Raw genomic sequence first — 21,108 nt, 5'->3', positions numbered from 1 at the left:
GCCCGTCAGCGTTGACGACCGGCCCATGGGGTTCGGCCAGCCCTGGTGAACGACCGCCTCACCAGCGGAGGTCGCCCGAAACAGCGATCGCCCGAGCGGTCGTCGGGAGGACGTCCGTCCGGGGTGATGGCGCCTGCGGTACCCGTCTCGATCGACTTTCACACCTCCGTCCCGAGCAGGGTTCCGTTTACCGGCGCCGGGCGGAGGAAAAGGCAGTCGGGCATGGGAGACCGGTGGTATTCCGAGGCAGTCGTCTACTGCCTCGACATCGACACGTACGCGGACAGCGACGGCGACGGGGTGGGCGACCTGCGTGGGCTGATCGGCCGGCTGGACTACCTGGCCCGGCTCGGCGTGACCTGCCTCTGGCTGCATCCGATCCACCCGTCCCCGAACCGGGACGACGGTTATGACGTCACGGACTTCTACAACGTCGACCCCCGCTTCGGCACCCTCGGTGACTTCGCCGAGCTGCTCCACCAGGCGCACAACCGGGGTATCCGGGTGATCATCGACCTGGTGGTCAACCACACCTCCGACCAGCACCCCTGGTTCCAGTCGGCCCGCTCGTCACCGGACTCGCCGTACCGGGACTGGTATGTGTGGGCGGACGAGGCGCCGCCCGACCGCCGCCAGGGCATGGTCTTCCCGGGCGAGCAGGACGAGACGTGGAGCTACGACCGGACCGCGAAGGCCTGGTACTACCACCGGTTCTACCGGTTCCAGCCGGACCTGAACCTGGGCAACCCGGCGGTACGGGAGGAGATCAAGAAGATCGTCTCGTTCTGGCTCCAGCTCGGCGTTTCCGGGTTCCGGATCGACGCGGTGCCGTTCATCATCGAGCTGACCGAGCCGGGCAACCCGGACTCGCCCAAGGATTTCGAGTTCCTCACCGAGCTGCGTCAGCACGCCCAGTGGCGCCGGGCGGACGCGGTGCTGCTGGCCGAGGCGAACGTGGAGCCGGCCGAACTGGTGCACTACTTCGGCGACCGGGGCGGGTCGGCCAACCGGCTGCACATGCTCTTCGACTTCATGCTCAACGGCCGCCTGGTGCTCGCCCTGGCCCGGCAGGATCCGGAGCCGATCATCGCCGCGCTGCGGGACACCCCGGAGCTGCCGTACGGCGGGCAGTGGGCCACCTTCCTGCGCAACCACGACGAGATCGACCTCTCCCGGCTCACCGCCGAGCAGCGCGAGCAGGTGTTCGAGCGGTTCGGCCCGGACGAGGGGATGCGACTGTTCGGTCGGGGGATCCGGCGTCGGTTCGCCCCGATGCTCGGCAACGACCGCCGCCGGATCGAGCTGGCGTACGCGTTGCAGTTCTCGTTACGCGGCACGCCGGTGCTCCGCTACGGCGAGGAGATCGGGATGGGGGAGGAGCTGTCGCTGCCCGGCCGGGACGCGATCCGTACCCCGATGCAGTGGTCTTTCCAGGAGAACGCCGGGTTCTCGACGGCACCGGCGACGGAGCTGATCCGACCGGTCATCACCGGCGGCGAGTACGGCTACGAGCGGGTGAACGTGACCGCCCAGCGGCACGACGCGGGTTCGCTGCTCTCCTGGTTCGAGCGGATGATCCGTACCCTGCGTGAGGCCCCGGAGGTCGGCTCGGGCCGGTGTACGGACATCGACCAGGTGTTGCCGGCGGGGGTGTTGGCGCACCGGGCGGACGGCCCGACCGGGACGATGGTCTTCCTGCACAACCTCGGTACGGAGGACGTGACGGTCGATCTCGGTGAGCTGTACGCCGAGGCGGAACTCCCCGGTGACGTCCTCGCCGACCAGGAGTACGGGCCGGTCGGCAAGCTCGACGCGCTGGCGCTGGCCGGGTACGGCTACCGCTGGATCCGGTTGCACCGGGGCCAGGGACAACTGGGTTAAGCTCCTCCGACCGAGCGTAAGTTACCGGGAGGTAAGCATGTCGGAGCAGTCCCGCGTCGCCATCGTCACCGGTGCCGCCCGAGGCATCGGCGCCGCCACCGCCCTACGCCTGGCCGCAGACGGGCTGGCGGTCGCGGTCGTGGACCTGGAGGAGTCGGCGGCCGCGTCGACGGTCGAGGCCATCGTCGCCGCCGGCGGTCGGGCGATCGCGGTCGGGGCCGACGTGGCGGACCGGGTGCAGGTGGAGGCCGCCGTCGAGCGGATCGCCGCCGAACTCGGCGCGCCGGGCGTGCTGGTCAACAACGCCGGGGTGCTCCGGGACAACCTGCTGTTCAAGATGTCCGACGCGGACTGGGACACGGTGCTGGGGGTGCACCTGCGGGGCGCCTTCCTCTTCACCCAGGCGGCGCAGAAACACATGGTCGGGCAGCGGTGGGGCCGGATCGTCAACCTTTCCAGCACCTCGGCCCTGGGTAACCGGGGACAGGCGAACTATGCGGCGGCCAAGGCCGGGCTCCAGGGCTTCACCAAGACCCTGGCGATCGAACTGGGCCCGTTCGGCATCACCGCCAACGCGGTGGCTCCCGGTTTCATCGTGACCGACATGACCGCGGCGACCGCTGCCAGGATCGGGGTCGAGTTCGAGGAGTTCCAGCGGCTCGGCGCCGCCGAGATCCCGGTACGCCGGGTCGGCCGGCCGGAGGACGTGGCGCACACCATCTCGTACCTGGCGAGCGAGGGGGCCTCGTTTGTCTCCGGTCAGGTGATCTACGTGGCCGGCGGTCCGCGCGACTGAGCGGTTCCTGCGGGTCAGGCGGTCTCGCGGGTGCGGCGCAGCCAGAGCAGGCCGAGCACCGGCAGCACCAGCGGGATGTAGCCGTAGCCCGCGCCGAAGCTCGACCAGACCGTGTCGTCCGGGAAGAGGGCCTTGTCCAGCAGGCTGGTGGCACCGACCGCGAGCACCCCGACGAGTTCCACGGTGCAGCAGACCAGCGCGATCCGCCGGCCGCTCGGGCCGCCCCGGGCCAGGCCGACGGTGGCGATGATGTAGATCACGGCGGCGAGGGCGGAGAGCAGGTACGCCACCGGCGCCTCGTGGAACTTGGTGACGATCTGGAGGGTGGCCCGTGAGGTCGCCGCGATCGCGAACAGGATGTAGACCGCGATCAGCACCCGGCCCGGCCCCCGGTTGGTCACCCGTGGCGGTGTCTCGCCCGCCGGGGACCCGGTCGGCGGCGACCCCGCCGACGACCCACCGACCGATCTGGTCGACCGTTCAGCCACCGGTCACCTCCCATGTCTGTTGCAGCCGTACCACCACGACCGGGATGACCAGGCAGACCACGGTCACGATCACCGAACCCCAGCGGGTCGGCTCCATCCGGGCCAGCACCCCGGCCAGCGGCGGAAGACAGACCAGGGTGACCAGGTAGCCGAAGAAGGTGCCCGGCTCGGCGGGGTGCTCACCACCGACCCACGCGGCGAGCGCCAGGCCGGCGAGGACGAGCAGGCTCGCCTCCACGATCGCCAGGCCGACCAGGTGGGTCAGGTCCGGGGGCCGGTTGCGCACCGTCGTGATCAGGCTCCAAGCCGCGAGTACGAGCGAGAGCACGATCGTCACCGTCACCAGGGAGCCGTTCACGTGGACAGCCTAGTGAGCGGCTCCCGACGCCCCCGACCTGGCCACCGGTCAACCGTCACCGCTGGTCACGCCATCAACACGCGTCTATCATCGGGTGCGGTCGGTCCCGGGCCGCGCGCCATGGCCCGGGCTTCATGGACCCGACCGGACCCTCGCGGCTCCGGTCGGGCTCCGCTGGGCGACGCGGACCGTGGGGAGTGCGGCGGTGGGCGCGACGGGCGTGTGGGCGTTGCTGATGGCCGGTGGTTTTGTCGTGCTCGCCCTGCTCGGACTCGCGGTGATGACCGACCGCGCCCGTACGCCCCGCCCGGATCTGGAGCAGTTGCGCGCGGAGGCCGACGAGTTGGCCGTGCACGCCGCCCAGGTGGGGATCGACGCCGCCGGAGCGGCCGAGCGGGCGGTTCTGGCCCGTGCCGAGGTGGCCGTGGCAGAGCAGGCCCGAGACCTGGCCTGGGCCGCCCAGGAGGCTGCTGAGCAGGCGTACGACCTGGCCTGGCAGGCGGCTTCCGTTGGGCGCCAGGCGGCCCGGGTGACCGAGCGGGACGAGACCGGGGGAGCGGACCGCGAACGGGCGGTGGCCCGGGCGGCGCTCTCGGCGTACCGGCGCGGCGACATCTCGGTGCAGGAGTTACGGGAGGTGTTCCGGCGCTCCGGTGACTGGGACCCGGCCCAGGAGGAGCGGGAGCGGGTTGCCGAACAGCGCCGGATCGAGCAGGCCGCGGCCCGGCGGGCGCACGACCGGGCCGCCGCCGGGGTACGCCGCGCGGAGCAGGCGGCCCGGGTCGCCGAGGTGGCCGCCGAGGCGCTGGTCGACGAGGCGGCCGAGTCCGCCGCCGAAGCCGACGAGGCCCTGTTCGTGGTGGAGCGGTACACCGCCCGCCGCCGCCGCTTCCTGCGCCGTCGAGGTTAGGAAGGGCCCCTTGTACATCGGAAAGCGATAACAAGGGGCCCTTCCTTCCGGGTCGGGGTGGGGTGTTCGGGGCCGGGGGAGGCGCTAGGTTAACCAGGGTGGCCGGCGGAACCGGGCGGGGACACCGCCAGGCTGGCGGGGCGAGGAGAGGAGCCGGCGTTGCAACGGTTCGGGTTGTTCGGCACGGGGCACTGGGCCGCCGAGACGCACGCGGCGGCACTCACCGCGCACCCGAAGGCGCAGCTTGCCGGCATCTGGGGACGTGACCCGGACAAGGCCAAAGCGCTGGGACAGCGGTACGGCGTACCGGCCTTCGACGACGTCGAGAAGTTGATCGAAATGGTGGACGCGGTGGCGGTCGCACTGCCGCCGGACATCCAGGCCGACATCGCGGTCCAGGCCGCGAACGCCGGAAAGCACCTGCTGCTGGACAAGCCGTTGTCGCTGAGCCTGCCCGACGCCGAACGGGTGGTGAGCGCGACCGCCCGCGCCGGGGTCGCCTCGCTGGTCTTCTTCACCAACCGGTTCCACGCGAACGTGGCCGGCTTCCTCGCTTCGACCGCCGCCGCCGGGGGCTGGTACGGCGCCCGCGCCACCATGTACGCCTCGATCTTCGAGCCGGGCAACCCGTATGGTGCCTCGCCCTGGCGACGGGAGCGGGGCGGGCTCTGGGACATCGGGCCGCACGCACTGTCGATCATCGTGCCGGTGCTTGGCCGGGTGACCCAGGTGGCCGCCATGAACGGCCCCCGGGACACCGTGCACCTGCTGTTGTCGCACGTCGGGGGCGCCACCAGCACTCTCTCGTTGACCCTGAACGCGTCACCCTCGGCTCGGGCGTTCGATTTCGTCTTCTACGGCGAGAACGGCATCGAGAGCGTGCCGCGCGGTGACGGCACCGCGGTGCAGGCGCTCTCCCTGGCGCTGGACCAGCTCACCGAGGCGGTCGACTCGGGGGCCCGGGACCACCAGTGCGACGTCCGGTTCGGCCGCGAGGTGGTGGCCGTACTCGACGCGGCCGAGGCGGCCCGCCGGCAGGGGCGTACGGTCCGCCTGCCCGGCTGACGGTCCAGCGGGCGGCTGCCGGCCGCCCAGCCGGCCCGGTGCGCGCCCGCGAGGGCGGTGGGGCCGGCGGAAACCGGTTGTTCGTCGTGCTGCCCCTGGTTAGCCTCACCGACATGTGCATGATGACGACGCACGCCCTGATCAACGTGGCCGCCTCGTCGGCCGCGTGGGGCCCGTTGCTGGCGCCCCGTCCGCGAGTCCGGCGTACCGCCCTGGCCTGCCAGGACGCGCCCACCGCCGGCTGATCGTCGTACGTCTGATCGTCGTTTCGCGCGCCGCGTCCGCCGCGCACGTCCAGGGCCACCCGAGTCCAGATCCCGCTCGGACAGGCCCCGACTCGTGTTGCCTGTCCGGATCGCCGCCCGGTATCCACCGGCGCGGCAGACAAGGACACCGGCTGTGGCACCTCGCCAACCCGTCAATGGATTTCCCGGACCAATTCCGAAGACCGAGCGCGACCGGTCCCGTCGCGTACTTTCCCAGAATTTCCTGCACGACGCCGAGGCGATCGAGCGGATCGTGCGCTCCGCCGGGCTCGGGCCGGGCGACCTGGTCGTCGAGGCCGGCGCCGGGCGGGGAGCGCTGACCCGGGCGCTGGCCGCGCGGTGTGCGCGGGTGCTCGCGTACGAGATCGACCCGGAGTTGACCGGTGCGCTCGCCGACGCCTGTGCCCCGTTCGGCAACGTCACCTGCCGGGCCGAGGACTTCCTCGCCGCGCGGGCACCGGCGGAGCCGTTCGCCGTGGTGGCGAACATCCCGTGGGCGTTGACCGCCCGGGTGGTCGAGTGGTGCCTGGGGGCCCGGTCGCTCACCTCGGCGACACTGCTCACCCAACTGGAGTACGCGCGCAAGCGCACCGGCGACTACGGCCGGTGGAGTCGGCTCACCGTGCTGACCTGGCCGTCCATTCGGTGGCGGCTGGGTGGACGGGTGCACCGGTCGGCGTTCCGTCCGGTGCCCCGGGTCGATGCCGGCATCCTCTGCCTGGACCGGCGGGTCGAGCCGCTGCTGCCCCCGGCGCTGCTGCCCGACTACCGGAAACTGGTCGAACTCGGCTTCGTGGGTGAGGGCGGTTCGCTGTACGGGTCGTTGCGCCGGCGTTATCCCCGGGCCCGTCTGGACGGCGCGTTCCGGGCGATCCGGCTGGCCGCCGACACCCCGGTCGGGTACGTCTGGCCGGAGCAGTGGCTCACCCTGTTCCGCCTCCTGCAGCCCGTGGCACCGGACCGACCGCGTACCGATTGACCGGGTACCGGTTGACCGCGTACCGATTGACCGCGTACCGGCTGACCGGGCACCGGAGCGCCGGCCGTCAAGGTCCCGTAGAGATCGTGACGGCCGGCGTAAGGCACTCGTCAAAGCGGCTGCCGCCAGGGCGTACTCCCGCGCTTCACTCGTCCTTCGGGGCCGCCGTGCGCGGTGGCCCGGGGGGAAACGGAAGGAGCGGCGATGGACCTGGAGCACGGTGGCCGGACAGGTCGTCCCGGGGTCCCGCCGGCACCGTTCGGCATTCGGATCGGCGGTGGAGCGACGCTGGTCGTCGCCGCGACCTGTCTGGCTGCCGCGCTGTTCCCCGTCTCCGCGCCGTTGGCCCGGCTGCTGGTGATAGTGCTGGCGGTCGTCGGTTTCGCCCTGGTCGTATCCGATCTGCGGGCGAGTCTCGTGGTTGGCCTGCTCGGTTTCCTCTGCTTCAGCGGGTTCCTGCTCGACCGGTACGGCGAGCTGCACTGGCACGGCGCTCGGAGCGCCGGCTACCTCCTGCTGCTGGTCGTCGCCGTGCTCCTCGGAACGGCTCTGGGATGGGTCCGGCGCTCCCGGCCCGGGTCGGTGGCCGGAACGGGGCGGTTTCATACCCGGTCGGCGGGGTAGCCCCGGGCATGCAGGTGCACCGGCTCGGGGGACCGGGCGACTTCGATCCGCTGCTGGGGTTGGCCAGCCGTGCCCGGGTGGTGATGCTCGGCGAGGCGAGCCACGGCGGGTACGACTACTACCGGCTGCGTGAGCAGTTGACCCGCCGGCTGATCGTCGAGTGCGGGTTCAACTTCGTCGCGGTCGAGGGCGACTGGCCGGACTGCGACCGGGTGCACCAGTCGGTGATCTCCGCGCCAGGTGGTGACTCCGACCCGCAGCTCGCACTGGAGCGGTTCGAGCGTTGGCCGACCTGGATGTGGGCGAACGCGGAGGTGGCCCGGTTCTGCCGTTGGCTGCGTGCCTGGAACCTGGAACGGCCGGAGTCGGACCGGGTCGGTTTCCACGGCCTCGACGTCTACTCCCTCTGGGAGTCGATGCACGCGATCTTCGAATATCTGGGTGACGACGACCAGGAGGCGCTGGCCGCCGCGCGCGAGGCGTACCGGTGTTTCGAACCGTACGGGCAGCAGGTCGAGGAGTACGGGCTGGCCAGCAGGTTCGTCTCGGCCAGTTGCGAGGACGAGGTGGTCCGGCTGCTCGGCGCGATCCGTGCCCGCGCGACCACCGACGGGGCGGCGACGGGTGGGGAGCCGACCAGTGGGGCCGACCGCTTCGCGGCCTGGCAGAACGCCGAGGTGGTGGCCGGGGCGGAACGGTACTACCGGGCCATGGTGGCGGGCGGGCCCCAGTCCTGGAACATCCGCGACATCCATATGGCCGACACCCTGGACCGGCTGCTGGACCGGTACGGTCCGGACACCCGGGCGGTGGTCTGGGCGCACAACACCCACATCGGTGACGCACGGGCCACCGACATGGCCGACGCCGGCATGATCAACATCGGTCAGCTCGCCCGCGAACGGCACGGAGCCGAGGCGGTGGCCCTGATCGGCTTCGGCGGCTACCAGGGCAGCGTGGTCGCCGCCCCGCGCTGGGGCGCCCCGGCGGAGATCATGACGGTGCCGCCGGCCCGACCCGGCTCGATCGAGGAACGGCTGCACCGCATGCTGCCGGAACGGGCGCTGCTCGTACTCGCCCACGGCGACCGGCCGGCCTGGTTGAACGAGCCGGCCGAGCACCGGGCCATCGGGGTGGTCTACGACCCGTCGTTCGAGGAGTGGGGCAACTACGTACCGACCCGGTTGGCCGAACGGTACGACGGGTTCATCTGGTGCGACCAGACCACCGCCCTGCACGAGCTGCCGGCGAACGCCGAGCCGGGCGAGCTGGAGACGTACCCGGCCGGGACCTGAGCCCGGTTTTCGATCTTCACTGGCGTCGGCCCCCGGTTTGGTCGATGTCCGGTTCGGGGTAGCAGGACGGGTGGGCGGATTTCCCGTGCCGCCCGCCCCGGCGGGTGTACGGACCCCGCCGCCCCGACTCCGAGGAGGATCGATGCGTACATCGGCGATAGCGACGGTCGCGACGCTGGCCGGGCTCGGCCTGGCCGTAGCCGGCTGCGGTGAGGGATCGGTGGTGGGCATGGCCACCCCGAACCCGAGCGCCGCTACGGGCAGCGCGGCACCGACCGGCAGCGCGGGTGCCTCCCCGCCGTCCGCCGGTCCGGTGGCGTCCTGCGTGACCGGTGACTGGCGGACCACCTCCGCCGCCGGACAGACCGGTGGAGCCCTGGCCAGCGCGAGCATCAGCGGCGGGGACGGAGTTCTGGTGAAGGTCGGCCCGACCGGTGCGACGACGGTGGACTTCGCCGGGATGCGTCCGGTGAGCTTCAACGCGCAGCTCGGCGATGCCAAGGTCGCCGGCCGGTTCAGCTACGCGGGGCAGGCCAACGGCACGGTGAGCACCGGGGGGACCGGCGGCACGGCCGGTGACTGGGCCCCGATCCCGCCGCTGCAATGGGGCGACACCCGGGTCACCGTCGAGCTGACCGAACCGGCGCCGGCAAAGCTCTTCGACAACGTCCGGATCGCCGAGTACGTCGGCGACGGCGCCACCCGCAGCGCCGACGTGGTCGACATCCAGCCACTGCTCGGTGCCGGGCGTTACCAGTGCGGCGGGAACACGCTGACCCTGACCCCGAAGGATGCTGGCGGCCTGACCTGGGTGCTCAACCGCGCCTGACCGGTGGCCCCGGCTGTCCAGGCCGGTTGGGCCAGACCCGTGAGACAGAACCTAGACGTCGTGCGAGGCGGTGTCGGTCGGGCAGTCGGCCGACTCCGCGTCGCACGGCTCGGCCTTCACCGGCGGGCAGACGTCCTTGTGGAACCCGGCGCGCACCTTGTCGGAAATCTCGGCGAGTACGTCCAGCTGCTCGGGGGTGAGCACGTCGATCACCCAGCGACGGACGTTCGCGACGTGTTTGGGCGCCGCCGAGATGATGGCCTCCCGGCCGGCTTCGGTGATCCGGATGAACGCGCCCCGGGGGTCGGTCAGGCAGGGCTCCCGCTCGACCAGCCCACGCCGGGCCATCCGCCCCAGGTGGTGGGTGAGTCGGGTCTTCTCCCACTCCAGGTGCGCCCGAAGCTGGAAAATCCGCAGCCGGCCCTCGGGCGCTTCGCTGAGGTGCACCAGGACGGCGTAGTCGGTCTCGGAGAGGCCGGCATCGGCGAGGAGTTGGCGGCCGAGCCGGTTGTGCAACTCCATCTGCATGGTGATGAACGAACGCCAGGCGCGCTGCTCCCGCTCGTCGAGCCATCGTTCCCCGGTCGTTGCCACCTGACCATGATACTGGCCAGGCTGACGTGTCATCCTGGCTTGTCGGGCGGGGGAGAAACCGGGCGGGGGAATCAGCCCGGCCGTCACGTAAGTCCGGTACTCACCTTCCGGTGGCGCCCGCCAGGGTGTCCCAGGTGCACCCATCGTCGCTGATCACTGGGCTGTCCGTGACCACCGTCACCGGTGAACGGCTCAGGCCCCCGTCCCCAGCTTCGTGGCTGGGCGGGGGCCTGGTGCCGTGGGTCGACCGGGCGTCGGATCAGAGCATGGACATGTGTACGTGGTCGGTGTGGTCACTCTCACCGCTGTACGACTGCCAGCCGGTCGCCGGGAACCAGATCTGCCTGTACCAGATCACGTAGAGGATGCCGAGGCGATCCGCGTTGCGGACCAGGAACGCGGTCAGGTTGTTGCCGTACAACCTCTGCGCGTTGGTGCTCGCGGGGGCGAAGCCGCTCTTCAGCAGCGACCAGTCGCAGGCCCGGCCCTTGGGGTGCTCGAACGGCCCCCCGTTGCGGTGACAGCCGACGAAGAGGTTGAAGCCGGCCTTCTTCACCTCGTTGTACGCGTGCAGCGTGCGCGGGGTGATGCAGCCGCTGGTGGTCGGGTCGTTCTTGCTGCACGACTCCTTCGGCCAGCCACCGCTGGCCGTACGCGGTGCCGGTGCGGCCACCGCCGAGGTGGCACTGACCAGGCCGTTGGTCAGTTTTTTGCCGCCGACCAGGGCGAACGCCTTTTCGGCGTCCGACTTCTGTCGGGCGATCACGGCCTGCTGCTTCTCCTGCTCCTTGACCTCGGCATCGGCCAGGGCCTTGGCACGGTCGGCCAGTTCGCGAGCGGCGTTGAGTTCGTGCAGTTTCTGGTCGTTGACCGCGTTCATCTCGTCGAGCGCGACCGCCCGTTGGAGGAACGAGTCCGGTGACGCGCTGTTGAGCAGCACCGAGACCGCACCGAGCTTTCCGGTCCGGTAGGTGCGGGTGGCGATCTCGGTGACCTGTGGGGTCAACTCCTCGATCTGGGCCTCGGCCTTCTGGAGTTCGGCGGCGAGAACCCCCTGGCGCTTCTTTGACGCCTCGAGCGCGGCCTTGGCGTCGAGGAAGCGGCGGCCGGTCTGCTCCAGGACCTCGCTCAACAGCTGGCCGTCGGACTCGGCCGGCGCCGGTGGCGTGGCGGGCGCGGCCTGGGCCGCGGCGGAGAACGGCACCAGCAGGAGGGAAGCGGTGAGCAGAGCCAGGGCAGGGGTGAACCATCGGCGGAGGGGTGCCGTCATGCAGGATCCTTCCGTTGGTCGCCGACCGGGTTAGCTGACGGGTTCGGGATGGAAGTGATCCCTACCGCTTTCGCGGATTCACCCCGGGTACTCGGTTCCCCGGTTCGTCCATGGACGATTAGGCGACGGTCCCGCCGGCACCGGTTGGCGCCGATTGGCGTTGACCGCGAAGAATCCTACCGCGTGGATCGACATCTTGTGCACGCCCCGACCCGTACGAAAAGCGTTATGGGACAACGACTTTCGGTTATCATCCGCGTATTCGACAACGGCGTGTACCGCGGGTAATGGTGGTGCCGGGGATTGTCGTGTCAGCGGTTGCCGCCGCGTTTGCGGGACGGCTGCGTGTTTCGCGCCGACTGATTGGCGACCGCCTTTCGGGCCGCCGCCGCTCGTCGGGCGGCGGCGGAGGTGGCCGGACGACGGCGGTTCGCCGGGCCGGTGTTGATCCGGGCACCCCGTTTCGGTCGAACCACCAGGAAGACCATTGCCGCCACCGCGACCAGCAACAACACCGGCAGCAACCAGGTCATCACTCCACTGTCGCCGGTGGTGCCGCTGGCGTTCCCGGTGGGTGGCGGGGGCGGCGCGGTGGTGTGGGTGCTGGTGGTGCTGCCGGGATTCGCCGAGGACGGCGGCTCCGGGTTCTCGGCGGCGGCCACCAGCGCCGGATCGGCGGAGTTGGTTGGCGGGCTCCAGCCCTGCGGTGCGGCGGTCGGCGTACCGGAGTAGGTGAACTTGACCGTGCCGCGTACCGGTTCCCGGTCCGAGGCGACCGAGAGGTAGCTGGCGGTGTACTCACCCTTCTCCGGCCAGTGCGCCACCTGCACCAACGCGGCGTAGCCCGTGTGGTAGAGGCGCGGCTCCCACTTCCCGTTGACCAGGAACAGCTCGGTCACCGGGCGGTCGAGTCGTTTGTCCAGGCCGGGCCGCCAACCGGCGTCGACCCGTACGCCGCTCGGCGCGGTCACGGTGAAGTACGCGTTCGCCGCGGGCGCCTCGGTGAAGTAGAGCTCCAGCGCCTGCTTCGGTTGCGAGACAGTGGCGCCGGCCACCGGATCGGAGATCGCCAACTGTCCGTGCGCGGAGGCCGGCGACCCGGCCACGACGAGCGCGACCGCAGCGCCGAGAACGACGGCGAGCAGGCGGCATGCCGCGTGGACGGTAACCATCCGGGTCGATCGCATCGGCCCATCATGGTGGCTTCCGCTGTGCCCGGCAAGACGCTACAGTCGCTTCCCAACGTCTCGGGACCGGCCTGTCAGGGGAGATGTCGATGTTGCCCGCTATCGGCCGCCGCCGCGCGCTGGCCGCGCTGACCGGTGCGATCCTGCTCTCCGTCGCCGGTACCGGCTGCGGGTCGAGCGAGGCGCCGGCCGACCCGGGTTCTCCGGTCGAGGTGGCCATCACCATCACCGGCGGGCGGTCCCAGCCGCAGCCGGGTCGGGTGGACGCGAAGAAGAACCAGCAGGTCAGGATCACCGTCACCAGCGATGTCGCGGACCGGGTGCATGTGCACGGGTACGAGGTCGGCGCGGACCTGATGGCCGGGCAGCCGGCCACGGTCGAGTTCGTGGCCGACATGGACGGTCTGTTCGAGGTCGAGACGCACCAGACCGGTCTGCTGCTGTTCCAGCTCCTGGTCCGATGAGCGATCCCGCCCCGGTCCGATGAGCGATCCCGCCCTCGGTACGTTTCCCGAGCTGCTCGCGCACGGGGTCGGCGGCCGGCAGGATCTGCCTATTCCGTTCGGCTTCGCGGTGACCGGAGCCGCGCTCGCCCTGGTCATCTCGTTTGTCGTGCTCGGGGCGTTCTGGCGGGAGCCGAGGCTGGGTGACCCGGAGGCGGGCCGGCCGCTGCCCGAGCGGGTCGGCCGGGTGGTCGACTCGGCCGGGTGGCGGTGGGGGCTGCGCCTGCTGGGCCTGGTGGTCGTCGGCTACTTCGGCATCGGGCTCTTCCTCGGTCCCGACCTGGACCGGAATCCGACCGCGGGCGCGTTCTACGTCCTGTTCTGGGTCGGGCTGGTTCCGTTGTCGCTGCTCTTCGGGCCGGTCTGGCCGGCGCTGAACCCGCTGCGTACGGGCTTTCTGCTGGTGGCGGCGGTGCTGCGCCGCGATCCGCGCCGGGGACTGCTGCCGTTGCCGGCGCGACTCGGCTACTGGCCGGCCGCGCTGGGACTGCTCGCCTTCGTCTGGCTCGAACTCGTCGCGCCGGACCGGGCCACGGTGCCGGTCATCCGGACCTGGCTGGTCGCGTACGCGATCGTGGTGCTGGTCGGCGCGGTCGTGTTCGGGGTCGACTTCCTCGACCGGGGTGACGCCTTCGAGGTATACAGCGACCTGGTGGGGCGGCTCGCGGTGGTCGGCCGTCGGGACGACGGCGTGTTGGTCTGGCGCAACCCGTTGGAGGGGATGAGCGCGTTGGCGCCCGCTCCCGGGTTTGTCGTCGTCGTGGTGGTCCTGCTCGGTTCGACGCTGTTCGACAGCCTCTCCAACGCGCCCGCCTGGTTCCGCTTTGTGCAGAACAGTGAGTTGCCGCCGGTGTTCACCAACACCGTCGGGATGCTCGCGCTGATCGGGCTGGTGCTGGCCGCGTACGGCCTGACCTGCCTGCTCGCGGCGCGGCTGGCGCCGGGGGTGCGACCGGGTGAGGTCGCGGCCGAGATCGCCCACTGCATCGTGCCGATCGCGGTCGGTTATGTGCTCGCGCACTACTACTCGCTGCTGGTGCTGGAGGGGCAGCGGACCCTGGCGCTTCTCTCCGATCCGCTGGTCACCGGCACGGCGAACTGGCTCGGGACCGCGCACTGGTCGATCAGCGCAGCTCTGGTCACCCCGTCCGGGGTGGCGACGCTGCAGGTGACCCTGATCGTGCTCGGGCACCTGATCGGCACCGTGCTCGGCCATGACCGGGCGTTGGTGCTCTTTCCCGGCCGGGCGGCGGTCGCCGCGCAGGTGCCGTTGCTGGTGCTGATGGTCGGTTACACCGTCGCCGGTCTGTTGCTGCTCTTCGCCGGCTAGCTCCGGTTACTCTCTGTTGGTTATCGGTCACCCGTTTCGCCTTTGACTTGCACACATAGCGATGTACGCATACTTTGGGCGAAGGTGGCGACGACGAGGGGGCGACCATGGGTGCGGGTCACGACCACGGCGGACACGTACGACGAGCCGGCGAACGACACCGCCGACCCCTCTGGGCGGCACTCGCGGTGCTGACCGTCTTCATGATCGTCGAGGCGGTCGCGGCCTGGCTGACCGGATCGTTGGCTCTGCTCTCCGACGCCGGCCACATGTTCACCGACGTACTCGGCATCGGCATGGCACTGGCCGCGATCACCGCCGCCAGTCGGGCCGCCCGACACACCCAACGGACCTTCGGGCTCTACCGACTGGAAGTGCTCGCCGCCCTCGCCAACGCCGTACTCCTCTCCGGGGTCGCGATCGCGGTGCTGGTCGAGGCGGTCCGCCGGTTCGGCGACCCGCCCGAGGTCGCCGCCGGGCCGATGCTGCTCGTCGCCGTGGGCGGGCTGGTCGCGAACATCGTCGCGTTCCTGCTGCTGCGCGAGGGCGCGCAGGAGAGCCTGAACGTACGCGGCGCCTACCTGGAGGTGCTCGGCGACCTGCTCGGCTCGGTCGGCGTGATCGTCGCCGCGACCGTCATCGCCCTCACCGGCTGGCTCTACGCCGACCTGGTCGTCGCGGTCGCCGTCGGCCTCTTCATCCTGCCGCGCACCTGGCAACTCGCCCAGGCCGCGATCCGGGTGCTGGTCCAGGCCGCACCGGCGCACGTCGACGTGGCCCGGGTGCGCAGCACCCTCGCCGGTGTCACCGGCGTCTGCGACGTACACGACCTGCACGTGTGGACACTGACCTCCGGCATGGACGTCGCCTCCGCCCACCTCAGCCTCGACCCCGGTGCCGACGTCGGCCCGGTCCTCGCCGCCGCCCGCGAACGGCTGCACGAGGGCTTCGGCATCGACCACGCCACCCTCCAGGTCGAACCGCTGGCCTCGGCCCGGTTGTGTCAGGACAGCCACTGGTGATCGGATGGGAACCATCCGGCCCGTCGATACGACTATCCCTGGGGCTGTCTGCCATCGCCGTTGGGAGTTGAGCTGGATGCGAATGTTCCGCCCGCTGGCCGTCATGGCCGTCGCCTGTGCCGTCGGGCTGCTGGCCGCGCCGGCACCCGCCTGGGCGCACAACGAACTCCGGGCCAGCAACCCGGCCAAGAATGCCCGGCTCGCCACCGCACCGGTCGAGGTGACGCTCGACTTCGCCGAACGGCTCGACCCCCGGTTCACCACCGTCGCCGTCACCGACCCCGCCGGCAAGGCGGTCACCTCCGGTAAACCGAAGGTCGACGGGGTACGCGCCGTCCAGCCGCTGAACCAGCCACTCGACCCGGGCACCTACACGGTGGCGTACCGGGTGGTGTCGGTCGACGGGCACCCCGTACGCGGCTCGCACACCTTCACCGTCACCACGCCGCCGACCACCGCCCCGCCGACCGCGCCGGCCGGGCTCCCCGCACAGCCCGCGTCACCGCCCACGGCGACGACCACCGGCGCACCCGCCACCACGGCGGCCGAACCAGGGGCGCTCGTCGGCGACGAACAGGACGGCGGCGGGAACAACCTGGCGGGACTGCTGCTCGGCGGCATCGCCTTACTGGCGATCGGCACCGGGATCCTGCTGGTCCGACAGCGCCGGACCCGCCAGCCGTGAGCCGACCGCCACGGCCGCCCGCGAGCACCGGCCGGCCGACCACGAGCGCGACCGCGTACGGCACGCTGCCCCGGGCCGCCGCCGGCCTGCTCGCCGCCGTCGGTGTGCTGGTGCTGATGCTCTGGTACGGCGGTGCCACCCGCAGGGAAAGCCTGCCCGGCCTCGCCGACTCCGGCCCGATCACCGGTTGGGCGCTGCCCGGTGCCCGGCTCGGCATGCAGGTCGGTGCCGTGGTCACCATCGGCCTGCTGATCGCCGCGCTGCTCTTCTCCGCCCGCGCCGCCGGAGGCGGACTCTCCGGGACCGGCTACCGGCGGGTGCGGGCCGCCGCCTGGTCCGCGCTCGGCTGGTGCCTGGCCAGCATCGTCGCCCTCTGCCTGACCCTCTCCGACATACTTGGGATGCCGATCGGCGAGGCGGTGTCGTTCACCAGCGTGGTCAACTTCGCCACCACCGTCCAACTGGGGCAGGCGCTCGCCCTCTCCGGTTGGCTCGCCGGGGCGGTATTTCTCGTCTGCCGGGCCGCGTTGACACCCCGGGCCGCCGGGATCGCGCTGCTGCTCGCCGTACTCGCGATGGTGCCGCCCGTCTTCACCGGACACGCCGCCGCCGCGAGCAACCACCAGCTCGCCGTCTCCGGCCTGCTGCTGCACGTCGTACCCGTGGCGGTCTGGGCCGGGGGACTGCTCGCCCTGGCGCTGACCGGTCGAGCCGCCACCGACCAGCTCACCATCGCCGTACGCCGGTTCTCCCCACTCGCCGCCGTCTGCCTGCTCCTGGTCGCCGGCTCCGGAGTGGTCTCGGCGTACGTCCGGCTCCCCGGACCCGGCGCGCTCGTCGACACCCGGTACGGCCAGCTCGTCCTGCTCAAGACCGCGCTGCTCGGCACGCTCGCCGCCGCCGGCTGGTGGCAGCGGCGGGCCGCGTTACCCGCCCTGGCCGGCGGTGACCGGAGCCGGTTCGTCCGGGTCGCCACGGTGGAGATCCTGCTCTTCGCCGCCGCGATGGGCACCGCGGTCGCCCTGTCCCGGACCCCGGCGCCGGTGCCGGCCGGGCCGGCGGAGAGCATCGCGGCGGCCCTGCTCGGTTACCCGATACCGGCGGCACCGGACGCCGGGCGGTTGCTCGGCGACTGGCTGCCCGAGCCGATCGTCATCGCCGCCGCGCTCGGCGCCGCCTGGGCCTACCTCGGCGCGGTGACCCGGCTGCGGCGGCGGGCCGAGCGCTGGCCGGCGACGCGTACGGCCACCTTCCTCGCCGGCTGCGTGGTGCTCGTCCTCGCCACCTCCAGCGGGCTGGCCCGGTACACGCCACTGCTGTTCAGCGCGCACCTGGTCCAGCACCTGCTGCTGACCCTGGTCGTACCGCTGCTGATGGTGCTCGCCGCCCCGCTCACCCTGGCGCTACGGGCGCTTCCCGCGACCACCGACCCGAGCTGGCCGGGCGTACGGGACCGGCTGCGGTCGGCCGGGTCGTCGCGTCTCTTGTGGTTGCTGACCCGGCCACCGGTGGCGGCCGGGCTGCTCGCCGGTGCCGCCCCGCTGCTCTACCTCACCGGCCTGTACGACCTGACCCTGCGCTCGCACGCCGCGCACCTGGTCATGATCGGTTACCTGGTGGCGGCGGGCGGGCTCTTCTGCTGGGTGGTGCTCGGTCTCGACCCGGTGCCGCGACCCGCCGGGCGACCGGCCCGGCTGCTCGGCGTACTGCTGCTGATGCTGACGCAGGTCGTGCTCGGCCTGGGGCTCGCCGGTTCGAGCACCCTGCTGGCCGGCGACTGGTTCACCGCCCTGGCCCGCCCCTGGGGTGATCCGCCCCTGGTCGACCAGCAGACCGCCGGCCGGATCCTCTGGTCACTCGGCAACCTGCCACCGCTGCTCATCCTCGGCCTGCTCCTGCGCCGGGGCGGCCCCGATTCGTCGGCCAACGCTCCGGCCGACGTGCCGGTAACGGGGGCGCCGGAACCGGCGGTGGCGAACCCGCCCGGCCGGCCCTGACCCGTCGACCGGGCCACGCTCAGGAGCGCAGGCGCCAACGGCTGCTCCCGGCCGCCTCCGTCCGCGCCGCGTCGCCCGCCGGCTCCGCGTCGCCAGCCGTCGCTGGTTCGCCGGCCGTGGTCGCCGCCGCGTCCGACGAGTCGGCCGGTGGCCCGGGCAGCGCCGGGACCCCGGTGACGGTGGCCGGATGGCGGCGGCGGGCGACCGCCGCGCCGCCGAGTGCGGCGACGACCAGCAGGACCAGCAACAACCCGATCCGCAACACGTTCGAGAAGCCGTCCGTCGCCGGTTCGCCCGCCCCCGCCACCTCGGAGTTCCCCGCCTCGTTCCCGGCCGGTGCCGGTGCCATGGCGGACGACGGAAGCAGGGCGACCACCGGTGCCGGACCGGTGCCGGCCGTGGCCGGGCCGGGCGGGCCGCTCCACCGCACCTGGGTGCCGTCCGAATAGGTCTGGGTCAGGTCGAAGACGAGCTCCTCGGCCTCGGGCATCGGCCCCAGCGACACCACCAGTTCGGCGACGCCCCCGGCAGCGGCCGGTGGTGCGGTGCGTACCCAGGTGACCATCGAGGTCACCTCCGTCACCGCGCCATGGTGGATCCCGGTGAGCGCCTGGTCGAGCGGACGGGTGGTGGTGCTCGGGCCCCAGTCCGGGACGGACATCGGATACACCTCGGCGATCGGCGTCGACTCCGGCAACCGGAGCTCGACCCTGGTCGTGTACGCCCCCGTGCGCTCGTCCGGCACCCGGAAGGTGAGCTTGGCGGCGTCACCCCGGTACGCCTGCGCCGGTGCCACGGTCACGTCCGCGCCCGCCGGGGCGGCGAACGCCAATCCGCCGACGAGTACGCCGCTGGCCAGGGCGCCCGCCAGCGCGCTGCGTACCGTGCGGACGCCTCGGACCCGTACCGACCTGTTCACCGGCGACCTCCTTTGATCCGTACCCGTGCCCCTACCGTGGTAGTTCGGACCGGAGGCCGTAAAGGTTCAATCGGCCGACGATCCGGCTCCGCTGCCCAGGTAGGCGAGCACCGCCAGCACCCGACGGTTGGTGTCCTCGGTCGGTGGCAGGTCCAGTTTGGCGAGGATGCTGCCGACGTGCTTACCCACCGCGGCCTCGGAGACGACCAGGGCCCGCGCGATCGAGGCATTCGAGCGACCCTCGGCGATCAGGGCGAGTACGTCGCGTTCCCGTACCGAGAGCCGCGCCAGCGGATCGCGGCGGCGACGCAGGAGGTGCCGTACCACCTCGGGATCGACCACGGTGCCACCGGCCACCACCTGGTGCAGGACGGCGGCGAACTCGGCGACGTCGACCACCCGGTCCTTCAGCAGGTAGCCGACCCGTTGACCGTCGCCCGACTCGAGCAGTTCGGCGGCGTAGCCCGGTCGGACGTACTGGCTGAGCACCACCACCGCCAGTTCGGGCCGGTCGTGGCGCAGTCGCACCGCCGCCCGTAACCCTTCGTCGGTGAAGTCGGGCGGCATCCGTACGTCGGTCACCACCAGGTCCGGTTGCTGCTCGGCCGCCGCGGCGACCAGCGCGTCGGCGTCGCCGACCGCCGCCACCACCGTGAACCCGAAGCGGTCCAGGAGCCCGACCAGACCCTCGCGCAGCAGCACACCGTCCTCGGCGAGCACCACCCTGGTCACCGGGGACACGGTAGCTCCACCTGGAGCAGGGTCGGGCCACCGGGCGGGCTGGAGAGCAGCATCCGGCCGCCGACCGCCGCCAACCGGTCGGCCAGCCCGGTCAGGCCGGTCCCGTGCGCCGGGTCGGCCCCGCCGTGACCGTCGTCGCTGATCCGTACGGTGAGCTGGCCGTCCTGTCGTGCCAGGTCCACCCGTACCCCGGTGGCGGCGCTGTGCCGGGCGGCGTTGGTGAGCGCCTCGGCGACCACGAAGTAGGTCGCTGCCTCCAGGTGTCCCGGCAGCCGTCCGGAGAGGTCACCCTGGACCGTCACCGGGATCGGGCAGCGGTCGGCGAGTTCGGCCAGGGCCGCTGGCAGCCCGCGTTCGGTGAGGATCTGCGGGTGGATCCCGTGGATGATTTCCCGGAGCTCGACCATCGCCTGTTTGGCCTGCTCGTGTGCGGTGGCAAGGGGGCCGGCGGCGGGTGATTCGGCGGGCAGGTCGAGCCGGGCCAGGCCGAGTTGCAGGGTCAGGCTGACCAGCCGTTGCTGGGCGCCGTCGTGCAGGTCGCGTTCGATCCGGCGACGTTCGGACTCGAACGCGTCCACCAGCCGGGCCCGCGAGTGCGCCACCTCGACCAGTTCGGCCCGGAGCCGATCGTCCGCGCCCCGGTGCAGCAGCAGCCGGGCGACCGCACCGTGCGCGCCGGCCAGCAGCGCCAGCAGGTACGGCACCAGCGGAAACAGGAGCAGACCGACGAGGGCGGCCCAGCGGGCGGACGCGGCGGAGTCGATCGTGATCCGGCCGATCTCGAACGGGCCGCTGCCATCCGCCACCAGGAACGGGGCGGCCAGCAGCGTCAGGATCAGCAGGGGTACGAGGAGCACCGCGCCGTACAGCAGGGGTGCCGCCGTGACCAGGAGGAACGTGTAGCCGACCGCGCGCCAGGTGGCCGCCTCCGTGTAGCGGGTACGCAGCCAGGGCCAGGGACCGGGTTCGCGGACCCGGGCATGGCCGGACTCGACGGGTCTGGTGCTGATCAGTCGCAGCCGGCGTCGTTCCAGTGCGGCCACCGGTAACCCGATCAGTGGCCCGCAGACCGCGATCAGCACCGCCCCGAGCAGGGTGCCGAACAGGACGACCCCGAGCCGGCTCTCGACGGGCTGGAACCCCCCGCTGGTGAGCCGGTGGAGCGCGAACAGCCAGGGCGTGCCGAGGATCAGCCAGGGCACGCCCACGGCGGCGGCGACCAGTGCCGTGGTGAGCAGATAGCCGAGTGATCGCCATGGCCAGGCGCTGATCAGGAATCGTCGTTGTCGCAACGATTCCAGTGGGGTCGTGGGACCGTTTTCCATGGGGTTCCGGGATTCGTCGGTGAGCACGCTCCGACGCTAATCGT

The 21,108-nt window shown here is 71.8% G+C and carries 22 protein-coding genes and 1 riboswitch; of the genes, 14 read left to right on the top strand and 8 right to left on the bottom strand.

Features of this window, described 5'->3' with window-relative positions:
* The first annotated feature begins 222 nt into the window (after positions 1–222).
* Together BDK92_RS12155 and fabG are read left to right on the top strand one after the other, a co-directional pair.
* Complete coding sequence (locus tag BDK92_RS12155) at positions 223–1,881, top strand: alpha-amylase family protein (RefSeq protein ID WP_121156809.1); 1,659 nt, start codon at positions 223–225, stop codon at positions 1,879–1,881.
* Positions 1,882–1,918: 37 nt separating this feature from the next.
* Entirely contained in the window at positions 1,919–2,677 is a 759-nt protein-coding gene (fabG, locus tag BDK92_RS12150) for a 3-oxoacyl-ACP reductase FabG (RefSeq protein ID WP_121156808.1), read from the top strand.
* A gap of 14 nt (positions 2,678–2,691) precedes the next feature.
* On the opposite strand, the gene BDK92_RS12145 is transcribed toward fabG, so the two are convergent.
* Positions 2,692–3,078, bottom strand: a complete 387-nt coding sequence (locus tag BDK92_RS12145) for a hypothetical protein (RefSeq protein WP_121156807.1) — start codon at positions 3,076–3,078, stop codon at positions 2,692–2,694.
* A 79-nt stretch (positions 3,079–3,157) separates the two neighbouring features.
* Positions 3,158–3,523, bottom strand: coding sequence for a hypothetical protein (locus BDK92_RS12140; protein ID WP_121156806.1), 366 nt, complete (start codon positions 3,521–3,523; stop codon positions 3,158–3,160).
* A gap of 205 nt (positions 3,524–3,728) precedes the next feature.
* Between BDK92_RS12140 and BDK92_RS12135 the strand changes: the two genes are divergently transcribed.
* The 7 genes from BDK92_RS12135 (at position 3,729) to BDK92_RS12105 (ending at position 9,491) form a co-directional block, all read left to right on the top strand.
* Entirely contained in the window at positions 3,729–4,433 is a 705-nt protein-coding gene (locus tag BDK92_RS12135; protein WP_147456967.1) for a hypothetical protein, read from the top strand.
* A 159-nt stretch (positions 4,434–4,592) separates the two neighbouring features.
* Positions 4,593–5,498, top strand: coding sequence for a Gfo/Idh/MocA family protein (locus BDK92_RS12130; RefSeq protein WP_121156804.1), 906 nt, complete (start codon positions 4,593–4,595; stop codon positions 5,496–5,498).
* 38 nt (positions 5,499–5,536) lie between these two features.
* Positions 5,537–5,743: a hypothetical protein gene (locus BDK92_RS38950; RefSeq protein ID WP_121156803.1), complete on the top strand. Its 207-nt coding sequence runs from the start codon at positions 5,537–5,539 to the stop codon at positions 5,741–5,743.
* 193 nt (positions 5,744–5,936) lie between these two features.
* Complete coding sequence (gene erm, locus BDK92_RS12120; protein WP_121162022.1) at positions 5,937–6,743, top strand: ErmE/ErmH/ErmO/ErmR family 23S rRNA (adenine(2058)-N(6))-methyltransferase; 807 nt, start codon at positions 5,937–5,939, stop codon at positions 6,741–6,743.
* Positions 6,744–6,947: 204 nt separating this feature from the next.
* On the top strand, positions 6,948–7,367 hold the full coding sequence (locus BDK92_RS12115; protein ID WP_121156802.1) for a DUF4118 domain-containing protein: 420 nt from the start codon (positions 6,948–6,950) through the stop codon (positions 7,365–7,367).
* 8 nt (positions 7,368–7,375) lie between these two features.
* The gene (locus BDK92_RS12110; RefSeq protein ID WP_121162020.1) at positions 7,376–8,662 is read left to right on the top strand and encodes an erythromycin esterase family protein; all 1,287 of its coding nucleotides are present in this window, start codon (positions 7,376–7,378) and stop codon (positions 8,660–8,662) included.
* Positions 8,663–8,804: 142 nt separating this feature from the next.
* The gene (locus BDK92_RS12105; protein WP_121156801.1) at positions 8,805–9,491 is read left to right on the top strand and encodes a hypothetical protein; all 687 of its coding nucleotides are present in this window, start codon (positions 8,805–8,807) and stop codon (positions 9,489–9,491) included.
* A 51-nt stretch (positions 9,492–9,542) separates the two neighbouring features.
* Here BDK92_RS12105 and BDK92_RS12100 read toward each other — a convergent pair whose 3' ends face one another.
* The 3 genes from BDK92_RS12100 to BDK92_RS12090 all read right to left on the bottom strand — a co-directional run bounded on the left by BDK92_RS12100 (position 9,543) and on the right by BDK92_RS12090 (position 12,542).
* Positions 9,543–10,085, bottom strand: a complete 543-nt coding sequence (locus BDK92_RS12100; protein WP_246016979.1) for a MarR family winged helix-turn-helix transcriptional regulator — start codon at positions 10,083–10,085, stop codon at positions 9,543–9,545.
* Positions 10,086–10,344: 259 nt separating this feature from the next.
* Positions 10,345–11,355 carry a coiled-coil domain-containing protein gene (locus tag BDK92_RS12095; protein ID WP_121156799.1) on the bottom strand — a complete coding sequence of 337 codons (1,011 nt, stop codon included), beginning with the start codon at positions 11,353–11,355 and terminating at the stop codon, positions 10,345–10,347.
* 3 nt (positions 11,356–11,358) lie between these two features.
* A riboswitch (cyclic di-AMP (ydaO/yuaA leader) is annotated at positions 11,359–11,490 on the bottom strand.
* Positions 11,491–11,666: 176 nt separating this feature from the next.
* Entirely contained in the window at positions 11,667–12,542 is an 876-nt protein-coding gene (locus BDK92_RS12090; protein WP_121156798.1) for a copper resistance CopC family protein, read from the bottom strand.
* Positions 12,543–12,631: 89 nt separating this feature from the next.
* Between BDK92_RS12090 and BDK92_RS12085 the strand changes: the two genes are divergently transcribed.
* From BDK92_RS12085 to BDK92_RS12065, 5 genes are all read left to right on the top strand, one after another.
* Positions 12,632–13,006 carry a hypothetical protein gene (locus tag BDK92_RS12085; protein ID WP_147456966.1) on the top strand — a complete coding sequence of 125 codons (375 nt, stop codon included), beginning with the start codon at positions 12,632–12,634 and terminating at the stop codon, positions 13,004–13,006.
* A 19-nt stretch (positions 13,007–13,025) separates the two neighbouring features.
* Positions 13,026–14,375 (top strand): hypothetical protein, encoded by a 1,350-nt coding sequence (locus tag BDK92_RS12080; protein ID WP_121156796.1) that lies wholly within the window; start codon positions 13,026–13,028, stop codon positions 14,373–14,375.
* 107 nt (positions 14,376–14,482) lie between these two features.
* Positions 14,483–15,397, top strand: coding sequence for a cation diffusion facilitator family transporter (locus BDK92_RS12075; RefSeq protein WP_121162018.1), 915 nt, complete (start codon positions 14,483–14,485; stop codon positions 15,395–15,397).
* Between the two features lie 76 nt (positions 15,398–15,473).
* Complete coding sequence (locus BDK92_RS12070; RefSeq protein ID WP_121156795.1) at positions 15,474–16,082, top strand: copper resistance CopC family protein; 609 nt, start codon at positions 15,474–15,476, stop codon at positions 16,080–16,082.
* A complete protein-coding gene (locus tag BDK92_RS12065; RefSeq protein ID WP_121156794.1) occupies positions 16,079–18,079 on the top strand; it encodes a bifunctional copper resistance protein CopD/cytochrome c oxidase assembly protein in 2,001 nt (666 codons plus the stop codon). Before BDK92_RS12070 ends, BDK92_RS12065 begins: the two co-directional genes overlap by 4 nt.
* Positions 18,080–18,098: 19 nt before the next feature.
* On the opposite strand, the gene BDK92_RS12060 is transcribed toward BDK92_RS12065, so the two are convergent.
* From BDK92_RS12060 to BDK92_RS12050, 3 genes are all read right to left on the bottom strand, one after another.
* Positions 18,099–18,998, bottom strand: coding sequence for a DUF1775 domain-containing protein (locus tag BDK92_RS12060; RefSeq protein WP_121156793.1), 900 nt, complete (start codon positions 18,996–18,998; stop codon positions 18,099–18,101).
* A 66-nt stretch (positions 18,999–19,064) separates the two neighbouring features.
* Positions 19,065–19,739 carry a response regulator transcription factor gene (locus tag BDK92_RS12055; protein WP_211349190.1) on the bottom strand — a complete coding sequence of 225 codons (675 nt, stop codon included), beginning with the start codon at positions 19,737–19,739 and terminating at the stop codon, positions 19,065–19,067.
* Complete coding sequence (locus BDK92_RS12050; protein ID WP_246016978.1) at positions 19,727–21,091, bottom strand: sensor histidine kinase; 1,365 nt, start codon at positions 21,089–21,091, stop codon at positions 19,727–19,729. Before BDK92_RS12050 ends, BDK92_RS12055 begins: the two co-directional genes overlap by 13 nt.
* Positions 21,092–21,108: the final 17 nt, after the last annotated feature.

The organism is Micromonospora pisi, assembly GCF_003633685.1.
In the GTDB taxonomy this organism is placed as follows: Bacteria; Actinomycetota; Actinomycetes; order Mycobacteriales; family Micromonosporaceae; genus Micromonospora_G; species Micromonospora_G pisi.
The sequence above is the reverse complement of the archived record's forward strand: the minus strand, read 5'-3'. Positions and strand labels throughout refer to the sequence as shown.

Excerpts from the sequence above, each read along its gene's own strand:
- BDK92_RS12110 (WP_121162020.1), top strand. The coding sequence starts at position 7,376 with ATGCAGGTGCACCGGCTCGGGGGACCGGGCGACTTCGATCCGCTGCTG.
- BDK92_RS12075 (WP_121162018.1), top strand. The coding sequence starts at position 14,483 with ATGGGTGCGGGTCACGACCACGGCGGACACGTACGACGAGCCGGCGAA.
- BDK92_RS12090 (WP_121156798.1), bottom strand. The coding sequence starts at position 12,542 with ATGCGATCGACCCGGATGGTTACCGTCCACGCGGCATGCCGCCTGCTC.
- BDK92_RS12080 (WP_121156796.1), top strand. The coding sequence starts at position 13,026 with ATGAGCGATCCCGCCCTCGGTACGTTTCCCGAGCTGCTCGCGCACGGG.
- BDK92_RS12105 (WP_121156801.1), top strand. The coding sequence starts at position 8,805 with ATGCGTACATCGGCGATAGCGACGGTCGCGACGCTGGCCGGGCTCGGC.
- fabG (WP_121156808.1), top strand. The coding sequence starts at position 1,919 with ATGTCGGAGCAGTCCCGCGTCGCCATCGTCACCGGTGCCGCCCGAGGC.
- BDK92_RS12085 (WP_147456966.1), top strand. The coding sequence starts at position 12,632 with ATGTTGCCCGCTATCGGCCGCCGCCGCGCGCTGGCCGCGCTGACCGGT.
- BDK92_RS12115 (WP_121156802.1), top strand. The coding sequence starts at position 6,948 with ATGGACCTGGAGCACGGTGGCCGGACAGGTCGTCCCGGGGTCCCGCCG.
- BDK92_RS12155 (WP_121156809.1), top strand. The coding sequence starts at position 223 with ATGGGAGACCGGTGGTATTCCGAGGCAGTCGTCTACTGCCTCGACATC.
- BDK92_RS12070 (WP_121156795.1), top strand. The coding sequence starts at position 15,474 with ATGCGAATGTTCCGCCCGCTGGCCGTCATGGCCGTCGCCTGTGCCGTC.
- BDK92_RS12095 (WP_121156799.1), bottom strand. The coding sequence starts at position 11,355 with ATGACGGCACCCCTCCGCCGATGGTTCACCCCTGCCCTGGCTCTGCTC.